The sequence below is a fragment of the Kordiimonas sp. UBA4487 genome, assembly GCF_002389025.1.
In the GTDB taxonomy this organism is placed as follows: Bacteria; Pseudomonadota; Alphaproteobacteria; order Sphingomonadales; family Kordiimonadaceae; genus Kordiimonas; species Kordiimonas lacus.
Window position 1 is genome coordinate 143,556 of the sequence record NZ_DGNR01000004.1, and the last position, 12,114, is coordinate 155,669.

The window sequence follows — 12,114 nt, forward strand, 5'->3', positions numbered from 1 at the left end:
TCTCTAGCGAGAGAATGCCAATGATGTCAACCGCATAATTGTGCTTACACATCTATATAGTCAAGATAATTTACAAAGTTTCGTCCGTGTCTATACACAGCCGACAGAACACCATTACGGGCCCGTCAATTCAACCGTGCTTTTCATGCCGCCCCAATAAAAGCGCCAAAGGGGCTAAATCTGTGACCCGTTTGCAACACTTTCAATCAGCTGCCAATATCGCGGCAACAGATCTTTTACCGAATATTTGGCAACAATGTGGTCACGGGCCGTTTTTTTGAGTTCCGCATAGTCTTTGCGGTTATCCAGAATATGGTTGAGCTTCTCTGCAATCGCCTCAGGCTCCCTGAATGGCACGATGACGCCATTCTCTCCGTCAGTGATCAGCTCCCTTACCGGGTCTGTATCAGAGCCAACGATCAAAGCGCCAGTGCTCATGGCTTCAAGCATCGACCAGGACAGCACAAAAGGCACTGTCAGATAGACGTGAGCCGACGAGACTTGCATCAATGACCGGAACACGTTGAGCGGCTGAAGCCCCAGGAAGTGGAGGCGGCTCATATCCGGCTGAAACTGTTCAAGCGACCATTCCTTATATGATTTGCCGTCCCGCCGTTCTGCGCCATAGGCCACCCGGTCGTTACCCAGAACCACCGCATGTACATTCGGCCGCATCTTCTGAAGCTTCGCCACTGTCTCGATAAACTGCGGGAAGCCGCGGTAGGGTTCCATACCGCGAGCGACATAGGTGACCACCTCGTCTTCAGCAGTGAAGGTATGCTCTCCAATCGTGATCTTGGCATTTGGATTCGGCGTGAAATAGTCGGTATCCACGCCGTCATGCAGAACGCTGATCTTGTCCTTGAAGATGTCGGGGAACTTGCTGTGCTGGAACTGCGTGGGGCACTGTCCCCAGTCCATGGCCGCCAAGTCCTGCAGGATCGGCGTGTTCTTCATACGTATCCGCAACTGGCCGTTGGCATCATATGGCTCGCCTCGCAGAAAGTCACCGTCAGAGAAACGGCTGTGGTAATACCATTCATAATAAGTCAGCAGTTTCGAATCCGGGAACAGGTCCTTCAGAAACATGTTCGAGCCCCACCCGGAATGCGACAGGATGACATCCGGCTTGTAGCCTTTTGCCTGAAGCGGCATCAGGGACTTGTATGCCGCCTGCCCCATCAGGACCGCCTTTTCAACGGAATGAAGGGCCGGATGAATCTTGGTCGACGCATCGCGGTGCGGCTTGAAGTTCACGCGCTTCGGGCGAAACTTCTGTTCGTTGCTCGCCAGCGTCGCGGCCACCATTTCAATGCCGGGCTTGTCTTTAATATGATCGACAATGCGGCGATACTGGCCGGGAAAGTTATTGTGCATGAAAAGGATACGCATGAGTATGACAAGTCCCCAAAAAATAAGATTTCCCTGCTGTTAGCCAAAAAAGGGGGCGGATGCAAGAAAGCGTTGTCTGTACAGGTCGCACTGGCCTGCCTGTGACTGTATGGCTTGACACAGGCGGAGAAGACTTTAACAGAGTGCGAGACGAGGCCTGCCTCGCATTCAGAATTCTAATCACAGTCAGTCGGGGGCGATCATGGCAAAAACAATCCTGGTACCGGGCGGCGCCGGCTTCATCGGCAGCCATACCTTGCTTGCCCTGAAAGCCGCCGGATATACTCCCCTGGTGCTGGACAATCTTTCAAATGGTCACCAGGACGCAGTCTTGGATGCCGACTTCATAGAAGGCGACATCCGCGATGAAGCCCTTCTTGACCAGCTGTTCGAAAATCATGCCATCGACGCTGTTGTGCATTTTGCGGCCTTCATTGAAGCAGGCGAGAGCGTGCGTGATCCAATGAAGTTTTACGACAACAACGTTGCCGGCAGCCTGAACCTGGTCAGGGCGATGGTGCGCCACGGTGTTCGCAAGATGGTCTTTTCCTCTACTGCAGCGGTGTACGGCGATTCGACCGATGCGCTTCTGACCGAAGACCTGCCGAAGGTCCCCATCAATCCGTACGGCCAGACCAAATGGGCCGTGGAATGCATGCTCAGGGATACAGCCGCTGCCGACGGCCTGCAGGCCATTGCGCTCAGGTATTTCAACGCCGCAGGCGCAGATCCTGAGGGTCGCCTGGGCGAACGGCATGACCCGGAAACCCACCTGATCCCGCTTGTGCTTCAGGCAGCAAGTGGCCAGCGCGATGCCATCAGCATCTTCGGCACCGACTATGACACCCGCGACGGCACCTGCATCCGGGACTATATCCATGTGGCGGATCTGGCAGATGCCCACGTGAAAGCGCTGGAGCATCTTTTTACCCAGGACGATTCGAAAGTCTGGGGTCGACGTGGCTTCTATGATGCCTTCAACCTGGGGAACGGTCAGGGCTTTTCTGTGCGCGAGGTGGTCGATGCCGCGAAACAGGTGACCGGCATCGATTTTACTGTAAAAGAAGAAGAACGTCGTCCAGGCGACCCGGCTGTACTGGTCGCCAACGCGGAAAAGGCACGAACAACTTTGGGATGGTCGCCATCCATTCCAGCGCTTGAGGACATGGTCGCCCACGCCTGGGATTTTATGGGCCAATCCTGACAATAGTTGCCCGACATCCGTAACTTGGGCAGCCAAACTGAAGAACAGAGACAGACATATGAGCTTTCGGTGTAAGAAGATTTTTGTCGGTGGCTATACAAAGAGCGGCACAACCTTCGTGGGCCGCGCCTTCGACATTATCAATGGTGTTTATGCGAAGGGCGAGGAAGACTATTTCCGCCTCATGTTCCACGGCGTGAATGATCTGGTCCGCAAGTTCAACAACAATATTGAGATCGTAAACCGTGAAGTCTATGACGGCTTCGGCAGCATCCCGCCCTTAGACCGTGGCTCACTGAGGCTCCTGCAGCAGAAAATATTCTTTCACATCTTCTTCGCTGGCAAACCGGTTCCCAACGACTGTGTGGCCATCGTTGAAAAATCACCACACAATATCTTCCGCCTGCCGGAACTCACTTTCTCCTTCCCCGCGGCGGTCAGTGTTTGCGTATATCGGCCGGCGGTCCCCGTATTTTCGTCCCTGATGCGGCATATGCGCGACCACCGTGACGAAAAATTCGATGACCCGGAATTCGAGTTACGCCGCGAGATGCTGCAGAATTTCTGCAATCGCTGGCTTCAATATATCAAGATTATCGAAGACAACCGGGCCAAGCTGAAGATGGTGCAATATCAGTCGGTCGCCGACAATACTGCCGGCTTCCTGGACTTTGCCCAGACAGACATCATTGGCGAGAAACTGGGCTTGTCGGCGCCAGTTGAAACCCTGACCAAAGAACATTACCTGTCCACCCTGCCGCCCGAGGTGCGTGAAAAAAGCCTGGTCCAAACCAGCGCCAACAAGATCAAGCTGACAGACGCTGAAAAGACCATGATTGCCGAGCACTGCAAAGACCCGGCGATCACGTTCGATTTCTAGAAGGACCCATTAGGCACCCATGCACGCGCTTGTCACAGCCCCGATCCCCAGCCACCCGCAAAATCACGGCAACCGTGCCCGCGTGTATGCGGTGTGCCGGGAAATCCAGGCGCGGGGCTACCAGCTGCATTATGTCTATACCGGCCTTGAAGGGCTGAGCGAGGAACAGGAACAGGCCATGCGCGAGGCATGGGAGCATGTGTATGTCCTGCCGCGTGAACTGGTGATCAAGAAACGCTCCAAGCGCCGTCATCACCTGATCGATGATTGGCACTCCCCGGCGGTGACCAAGCTGACAAACCGCATTCTGGGCATCTGGGACATCAAGCTGTGCCTGGCCAATTATGTCTGGCAGAGCGCCTGGCTTGATGCAGTGCCTGCCGATATGCCGCGCTATATTGACACCCACGATGTGTTCGGCAATCGCCACAAAGCACTGAAGCGCGACGGACTTGAACCATCATGGTTCTATACGACCCCCAAGGAAGAAGCCAAGGCGCTGGCGCGCGCAAGCCATGTGATTGCTATTCAGGATGAGGAAGCCAAAACCTTCCGCGGCCTGACGGATACGCCCGTCTGCACTCTGGGCTTTTTTGACCCGCCCAATTTCCTTAAGGCCAAAGCGCCAGAGCGAGGCGCCAAGCTGAAGGTCGGCTATATCGCCAGCGACAACCCGATCAATGTGAATGCGCTCAAGGGACTGAGCGACGCCCTCAAGGCCCGGCCGACCCTGATGGAACAGTGCGAATTCAGTCTGGCTGGCCCAATCTGTAACACCGGGCCCGCCGAAGAAGCCTTCTATAATCGCCTGGGCTTTGTCCCCAGCGTCGAAGGCTTTTACGCCGACATGGACATCGTTCTGAACCCCAATGTGGGCGGCACCGGGCTCAAGATCAAATCGGTTGAGGCGCTCAGGTTCGGGCGCCCGCTGGTGGCCACAAGCGACGCCATGATTGGCATCCCGACAGAACACCCGCTGCACGCTTGCCCCACTATCAGCGACCTGTGCGACGGCCTTATGACACTCGTCACAGACCCATGCGAAGTAGCGGTGCTGCAGCAGTCTGGCCAGGAAATCTATAACGCCTACCTTAAGGCCCAGTTTGAAACGCTGGACCTCCTGTTCCCGCGTGTGGGTGCGCCCAAGGCAGCAAACCAATGACCGGCCGCCTGCCCATTTTGGTCTTTGGGTCCCTGCCCCCTTTCCGCAGCGCTGCGGCTGCCCTGGGGCTGAGCACCGCCGAAGCCCTGGCCGCAGATCATGATATCACCTTTGTTATTGATGATTTGGCGCCCGCCCCACCTGCAGACCTGACCTTTTCGGTCATCCGCATTCGGGACCTTCGCGCAAACTGGGGCACATATGAGACGCATCGCCGGCTATACATTCCAGGCGCGGACGGTGACAGCCTGTTCCCGCTGGAGCTGTTGCGCCAGGCACCAGGCATTGTGATGCCGGCAACCCTGTCCCTGTTCCCACTGGCCGAATCGACCTGCCGCGCCACGGGCCTTTGGCCGGACGCCTATTGGCAGTGGCTGAAGGACAGCACTGGCGCGCACGCCAAGGCCCTATATGCCGCAAGAGTGCACCACAGGCGGGAATCACTGGCCCAGGGCACAATCACCCCGGCGCTTGATCTGCTGCTGGCCCCGGCGACTGCGCTTGTGGCCGCGAGCCCGGCAATGGCCCGCATGATGACAGCATCGAGCCTGACGCCGTCAGCCGTCCTGGACATGGCGCCAGCCCCGGAAACGCCATCCACGGCGAAGGGCGACACATCGGTAATTCTATATGTCACGGAAGAAGCCGCCGCAGCCCAGACCTGTCGGGCAAGCCTGTCGGTGTTTCCCGCCTTTGAAAGCGTATCGCACCTCAGTGTCCATCCGGCGGCGCGGCATCTGGCGGCATCAATCGCAGAGGCGGACATCGTCGCCTTTCTGGACGGCCATGATCATGCCAGCAGCCCCGGCCTTGCCGTGGCGGCTTGCATGGGTAAGGCCATCATCACCGCCAGGCAGCCCTGGGCGCAGCACCTGCCCACAGGCAGCCATATCGCCCTGCCCCACGGAAAAGCCCATGACACGCTGGCCACCAGCGTGGCGGCCCTCCTGGCACAGCCAGGGCTGATGAACCATTTTGTGGACCACCGGACCAAAGCCGGAGTGGCCGCCTCACTGGCCCAATGCCTGCAGGACACAGAGGTGCCAAGCGCAGACCTTTCAGCTCCGCGGCAAGAATCGGTGGAGAAAACTGATAACAGCACCACGAGCACACTGGCAGGCAGTACCCGGACAGCCGCCCTGATCGGTGCCGTGCCACCACCGGCAATCCTGCAGGAGCTACTGCCCCAACTGGACATCAACCGCTGCCCACGGTTCTGCACTCCGGCGCTGGCATCCCGGCTTGCTGATCTGACAGGCGAAGCCCCGGCCAGCCTGTTGGCCCGGATCGGGTATGAAGCACCGCTGATTTTTGACGGCAAAAGCACACACGCTGTCCACCGCACTCCTGTCACCTTCGGCAGCCTGAAGCACGGCCTGAAGGCGAAGACAGCCATCAGCTTCGGCTGCAGCCTGGACGAAGGCGTGGACGGCGACAAACTTCTGGACGGCGCAGGCATAGCCCCGAAGCTGGCTTTGCGAATCGACTATGATGAAAAGGACAGGAATGCCCCCACACAGGGCTTCCTGCCAGAGTACGGCCTGTTCTGGAGCCACGACACAGTGCGGCATGCCTTGCAGTGTGTGATCGTGGTCGGCCACAGGCTTGGTACGTTCCGCTTGAAGGCCGGAGTGGCGGATACATGCTTCATGGTTGCCGGGCACGACTGCAGCACTGCTGTCAGCGGCGGCACGGCGGCCACGCTGACGTCGGATCAACTGGGCCTCCTTGAATTCAAACTGATGGCGCTGGATAACAGCGTGGGCACACCCCTGGCATCAGAAGACTTGAGAAAACAGCTTGCGCAAGCTGGCCTGTTACTGGAATGGTCTGCCGTATGACGAAGAAACCTACATCCCCGACGCCCGCTGATCTGCCAGTGAAAGGACCGGAAAGCCGTTTCCCGAAAGCTGCGGTCGACTATATCGACACACTCCTTGATGTGGAGCGGACACGGTTTGAAAAAGAGCTGGCAGCCGCCGTGACACCAAGAGAAGAGCCAGCCTGGCCTACCTTGCCGGAGCGGCTGGAACTTATGGCCGAAGGCGATGACTTTGCTGGCAGCGGTTGGGGCAAACTTGACCATACCAAGAAAGGAATCGGCCGCCGCTGGATGGCGCGTATCGGTACGCTGCTGTTCGCGGCAGATGCGACCAGGGGCGGCATCGTGCGCCTGACCGGCACGGGATACCTGCGCCGCCGCTATGTGGATGACCTGACTGTCTGGCTGGACAATATGCCCGTTGAGGGCGTGGCCGTGCGCAAGGGCATCAATGGCTGGAGCTTTGAAGGGCATGTTCCTGCGCTGGCTGGTCGGCCCTTCCATATCCTGCGGCTGCAAACAAGTGGCATCAGACCTTTCGACAAGGGCCCGGACACCCACGCCAGCCTGGCGCTCAGTGTGGTCGATTACAAAGCCGCTGAAAAAGCCTAACTGGCGGTTTTCTTGTCGCCTTTGATCAGGTCATCTGTGTAGGTCACCAATGACCCGGCCGCATTCACATGAAGACCCAGCCGGTCGATCAACTCATGCCGGAATTTCACAGCGTCAGCCCACAATTGCGGCATGGCCTGATAGGGCGCACGGTAGTCCGGCACAGAGAAAGCCTTTGGTGATTTTTCACCGAGGAACATCGCCAGTGCCTTCAGGACCTCAACCGGCTGTTCCACCAGTTCTTCCAGCGTCACCGACCGGAAATCTTCCACTTCATCCCGCAGGAAATCCTCCAGGAGCGCTTCCTGCGTAAGCACGTCCTGAAGCCAGGCGTTGCTCTGTGCGAAACCAAGGGTCGGCGGATTGAAATTCTTACGTTGAGTGTCGGTCATGTTCCAGACTGAACGGAAACGGGAACCATCAAGCGACCCGGCGATACCCGCCTGGGCCATCTTGTCCCGCCGGGTGAAATAGATCACCCTGGCATCATTGCGGCGGATCCATTCCAGCAGAGTCTTCCAGCTCGCCCGGCTGTTCTCAAACAGGGCCTTCATCACATCGGTATGCAGCACCATGTCAAACACACCATCCTGGCGATAAAGCTTATCCAGCACATCCATATAGCGCGCGATCTGGAAGTCCTTCTGTTCCGCAAGCCAGGCACCCAGCGCCCGGTCCAGGTACTCCCTCGGGTTTCCGAAACCATTCAGGCGTATAATTTCTGCCAGGAATTCGGCATCTGAATAGGGTGCGCCGACGATCAGGATCGGCTGCTTTTTCTCTGCTTTGTCTGCCTCGGGCTGCTGCATAAGCTTGGGACGCTCGAACAGGCTTTTGGGGGCGATGTCATAGGTGCAGGAAAAGATCCGTTTGCGCGGATAGGCGCGCCGGAGCCTGCGTACCAGCGCCAACTCGCCTTCCCGGCACAGAACGAAGATACGTTTGACGGATTTGATAATCGCGGTGTCTACCGTATTCGGCGTGGCTGTCTGACACTGGAAACCATCAATTTGCTTGTCAAATGCCCGCAGGATGTCACCGTCCATCACCACCAGCGCATTTTCGCGCAACCCACGAAACAGCGGTGGCCAGGTCCAGGCCCTGGATTGGCGGACGAAGCGCTCAAGGCGAACTTTCGACTGCGGCTTCATGGCTATCCTCTCGCTGTCTGTGGTTGGCTGGCGTCCAGCTCAATCACCTGGGTCAGATCATCATCATTGCAGCCTCGCAGTATATCAGCGGGCACATCAAAAGGTCGGCGCTCAGCCGGGAATGAAATACTCAGCTTGGTACGGTCGCCGCCGCAGGCGTTATGCCAGCTGGTAAAGGCATCATAATAGGCTGCCCGGCTGCCGCCCACGGCCCGCTTGTGGCTGTTTCCCTGACGCTGCCAGTCAAAACCGGAACCCACGTCAGTGGTCAGCGACCCGTCCCGCAGCAGCCCTATGTACAGGCACTGGCGCAAATGACGCACACCTTTCCAGCCGAATATTTCCTTCAGGCGGCGGATATATTCCGTATCTGCAGCGATGCGCACAGTATCGAAAAAGCCAGCCTGCTTGAGCACCGGCGCCCGGCGGATCATCAGACTGATGGCCGCCATGCGCTCTTCCGCACCGTCGATCAACTGCATGTCACCTGCTTCATCCACGCGCCGCCAGCGGCAGGTACAGGCCATCAGGCCCGGGTCTGCCAGAAGGGCACCCATCTGGATCATCAGCCGGTCGGGGTCTGAATAGTCGTCGCTGTCATGGAAGGCGACAAACTCGCCGGTGGCTTTGGTCAGACACCAGTTTTTCGACCAGTAGGTCCCGTGGTTTGCGGGCGAAGTAAAAACCCGAAGCCGGTCGTCCTCTGCAGCCAGCGCTGCCAGGATGGCAGATGTATCGTCGCTGCTGGCATCATCGATCACCATCAGCTCCAGGTTCCTGTGGCTTTGCGCCAGCACGGACTTGACCGCCCGCTCGATCAGATGGCCTGTGTTGAAGGCTGTCATGATGACGGTAATCTTGCGATCCGCGGCCGCTTTTCCCAGCTTTCGGAAACGCTCAGTCTCATTCGCATAGAGGCGCGCGCCCAGTGCCCGCAAGGGGCCATGGGTACTATCCAGCAAATACCCGACCGGGTCCCTGCCTAACTTGCGCATCCGTCGAATGAAAAGCGTCATAGGTGTCTCCGACCGGCCCTAGAGCCTGAGCACCACGCCGGCAGACAGCGCAAGCTGGTAGAAGATGTTGATGATATCAGACGCAATCTGAACATGCTTGGTGGCGACCCGCGGCAGGACGAAAATCTCATCGCCCGGCACCAGCTGTACCCGCCTGCTGTCCAGGTCACCGTTTTTGACTTTCTGGAAGCTGCCATCCCGGTGCAGCAGAAGCACATTGGTATTGCGCCGCGATTGGGTAAAACCACCCGCCTGCTCGATATATTCTTCAACCGTACGGCCGTCCTGGAACGCCATGGCGCTTGGGAACAAGACATCCCCGTGCACCATCACAAGGCTGCTGGTGCGCGGAATGCGGATCACATCGCCTGGCTCCAGCAGGATATCGTTTACCGACGAAGCCCCGGCAAGTGCCACCTGTCCGTTGGGTTCCACATTGCGCGCGCGCTCAACCCACTTCAGGATAAGCTCAGCCTCGCTTTTGCGGAGCTCGGCTTCCTTGGTGGTGTTGGACCGGGCAGTCAGCACGCTGCTTTCAAGAGCCCGCAACTGGGCCTCCAGCATTTCCTTCTGGCGCATCTTCACGCTTTTGCGCATCAGTTGGATAGCATTGCGCTGTGCGTTCTTGCCGAAGTCGATCTGTTCGATCAGGTCGCCAAGGCGGGCGCCGTACGGCAGGACAAATTCACGCGCGGAATCGGTTTCACCTTCAACGCGCACCGAAATGGTGCCGTTGGACTTGTCAGACATCACATGCAGCACGTCGCCCGGATAGATCGGTACATTTGCCGCTTGTGCGATGGCGATATATTCCACTTCGGACTTCGCCTGACTGTTGCGGCTGATACGCACATGGGTTGCCTGCGGCTGTGGCCGGGCCAGCGCCAGCAATTTGCCGGCAGCAACGGTCTCTGTTGTGAATTCAAACAGGTTACTGTTCTGAACGTCCCCCAGTACGCCTGCCTGTGCCTTGACCGGCGTCACCACAATCGTGTCCCCGTCAGACAGCTGGAACACCGGCATAATCCCGGTCAGGATAAAGTCATAGAGGTTGACGGTGCGGTACACCTGCCCGCCACGCAGCACCTTGATTTCCAGGAAGGACCCACGGTTCGGGTCAACGCCACCCGCCTGATCCAGGAAGAACAGCACGCTGTCGGATGCGTGCCCGGCATAAAGACCTGGCTGCTCAACGAAACCGGTGACGAAAATCTTCACTGGTTCAGCACCGTCCAGGCTGGCATAGACGCCAACATTCTTCTTGAACACGCGCTTGACCGATTCTGTCACCACCGCGTTGAGATCTTCATTCCTGACACCCTGCACGGCGATCGGGCCAACTTCCGGCAAAAAGACATTGCCCTGTGCGTCGACAACCAGCTCACCCGTAAATTCGAAACCGCCCCACATCTTGAGACTGATCTTGTCGCCCACAGCAATCTCATAGGACGGATTGAAGCCGATGAAAGACTGGTTGGCGAACTGGCCGCCAAAGATCCAGTTACCGAAAGCTTCATGGCGGTCGATCACCTCATTGGTGTTTTCCTCCACCGGCGCACCGTTCTGGGTGAGCGGCGGCACGGCCTGCGCCAGTACCGAACTTGACGCGCCCATCAGCACAAGGGCCGCGAGCCCCACTTTCAGGGCTTCGAGAGGCTTTTTCTTCAAAGCATTAAACATCGCGGTGCTCCCGAATGGTTGCGAGTGTCATGGTGACGATCCCGTAGGCCAGGCTCAACAAGACGAAGAGCGTGATCAGATTATAGAGTTTCCGTGGCGCGAGCGCCTCATCAGGCAACGACGGCGTCTGCAGCACTACAAGGTGCTTCATCTTGTGGTAGCTGTCTACCCGCGCCTGCTCAAGCCCTTGCAGGGCAAGCTGATAAAGCTTGCTGGCGAAATCGAACTCAAGCTCCAACTGCTGATATCGGGCGTTCACATCATTGATGGCTTCATTGTCCTGACTGGCAATTTTGGCACGCTCTTCTTCGAGCTGTTGGGCGACGCTGTCGATCCGGTTTTGGACGGATACAAGCTGTGGCGCCGTGCTGTTCAGATAGCTTGAAAGAACCTTGTGTTCAGTCTGCAGTTCCACCAGGCGGGCCTCAAGGCTGTTGACCGTGGCCTGCAGGGCCGCTCCGGTTGCCGCCGGGTCAAGAAGCTCGTTTTCATTCTGGAAAGCCAGCATCTCGTCACGCGCGAGGTTTACCCGGTCGCGTGCGCGCTCCAGTTCCTGGCTGACAAACTGGATTTCCTCACTTGCGATCTTCTGGCTGACACCATTGATGAAGCGCTCGGATTCGGTCAGGATCGCACTCACCATCTTCTGGGAATATTCAGGCGTGAAAGCTTCGCCGGATACCGTCAGAATGCCCGATTCAGGGTCAATCGAGACCCCCACCTTACCCCGGTAGTAATCGAGGAATTCTTCTTCGGTCGGCTCACTTCCAAGGCGCGCGATCATATCCCACTGGCTGTTCGTAAAGTGGGTCTTCAGCGCGATTTCCTTGTTCAGGTACCTAGCCATGTCCGAGGAATGGATATAGCTTTTAAGCAGCAAGGCGTCCCGTGCTTCACTACCGCCACCGGCCAGGATCGACAGCTGGGTCAAGGCGCCGCTGCCATTCTTTGTGGACTTCACATAAAGCTGGGCTTCGGTGATATAACGGTCAGACGCGAACAATCCATAATAGACAGCAGCCAGAAGCGTGATCGCCAGCACCCACTTGTAGCTGCCGAAATTGACCGTAGCAGCCCGCACATCAGTATAGGTTGCGGACAGCATCCCTTCCTGCCTTATCGCCAGGTCTTTACGCTGGTCAAGACGCTGCGCTACTGCGCCTCTGAGTTTTTCCAAAATCTGTTTCATGCTTCC

Annotated in this window: 10 protein-coding genes; 5 read left to right on the forward strand and 5 right to left on the reverse strand. The window is 57.6% G+C overall.

Features of this window, described 5'->3' with window-relative positions; all coding sequences use genetic code 11:
- Positions 1-174: 174 nt before the first annotated feature.
- The gene (locus B3Z17_RS04360) at positions 175-1,392 is read right to left on the reverse strand and encodes a glycosyltransferase (protein WP_286828702.1); all 1,218 of its coding nucleotides are present in this window, start codon (positions 1,390-1,392) and stop codon (positions 175-177) included.
- 202 nt (positions 1,393-1,594) lie between these two features.
- On the opposite strand from B3Z17_RS04360, the gene galE reads away from it, so the two are divergent.
- From galE to B3Z17_RS04385, 5 genes are read left to right on the forward strand one after another with little or no spacing between them, the layout of a single operon-like run.
- A complete protein-coding gene (gene galE, locus B3Z17_RS04365) occupies positions 1,595-2,596 on the forward strand; it encodes a UDP-glucose 4-epimerase GalE (protein ID WP_286828703.1) in 1,002 nt (333 codons plus the stop codon).
- Between the two features lie 58 nt (positions 2,597-2,654).
- The gene (locus tag B3Z17_RS04370; protein WP_286828704.1) at positions 2,655-3,476 is read left to right on the forward strand and encodes a sulfotransferase; all 822 of its coding nucleotides are present in this window, start codon (positions 2,655-2,657) and stop codon (positions 3,474-3,476) included.
- Positions 3,477-3,495: 19 nt separating this feature from the next.
- The gene (locus tag B3Z17_RS04375) at positions 3,496-4,638 is read left to right on the forward strand and encodes a glycosyltransferase (RefSeq protein ID WP_286828705.1); all 1,143 of its coding nucleotides are present in this window, start codon (positions 3,496-3,498) and stop codon (positions 4,636-4,638) included.
- A complete protein-coding gene (locus tag B3Z17_RS04380; RefSeq protein WP_286828706.1) occupies positions 4,635-6,479 on the forward strand; it encodes a hypothetical protein in 1,845 nt (614 codons plus the stop codon). The genes B3Z17_RS04375 and B3Z17_RS04380 overlap by 4 nt, the downstream gene beginning before the upstream one ends.
- Positions 6,476-7,072, forward strand: coding sequence for a hypothetical protein (locus tag B3Z17_RS04385; RefSeq protein WP_286828707.1), 597 nt, complete (start codon positions 6,476-6,478; stop codon positions 7,070-7,072). The genes B3Z17_RS04380 and B3Z17_RS04385 overlap by 4 nt, the downstream gene beginning before the upstream one ends.
- Here B3Z17_RS04385 and B3Z17_RS04390 read toward each other — a convergent pair.
- The 4 genes from B3Z17_RS04390 to B3Z17_RS04405 are packed head-to-tail and all read right to left on the reverse strand — an operon-like array spanning position 7,069 to position 12,108.
- Positions 7,069-8,223 carry a hypothetical protein gene (locus B3Z17_RS04390; RefSeq protein ID WP_286828708.1) on the reverse strand — a complete coding sequence of 385 codons (1,155 nt, stop codon included), beginning with the start codon at positions 8,221-8,223 and terminating at the stop codon, positions 7,069-7,071. The genes B3Z17_RS04385 and B3Z17_RS04390 overlap by 4 nt on opposite strands.
- Before the next feature lie 2 nt (positions 8,224-8,225).
- A complete protein-coding gene (locus B3Z17_RS04395) occupies positions 8,226-9,239 on the reverse strand; it encodes a glycosyltransferase family 2 protein (RefSeq protein WP_286828709.1) in 1,014 nt (337 codons plus the stop codon).
- Positions 9,240-9,257: 18 nt separating this feature from the next.
- On the reverse strand, positions 9,258-10,919 hold the full coding sequence (locus tag B3Z17_RS04400; RefSeq protein ID WP_139167697.1) for a polysaccharide biosynthesis/export family protein: 1,662 nt from the start codon (positions 10,917-10,919) through the stop codon (positions 9,258-9,260).
- Positions 10,912-12,108 (reverse strand): hypothetical protein, encoded by a 1,197-nt coding sequence (locus tag B3Z17_RS04405; RefSeq protein WP_286828710.1) that lies wholly within the window; start codon positions 12,106-12,108, stop codon positions 10,912-10,914. Before B3Z17_RS04405 ends, B3Z17_RS04400 begins: the two co-directional genes overlap by 8 nt.
- Positions 12,109-12,114: the final 6 nt, after the last annotated feature.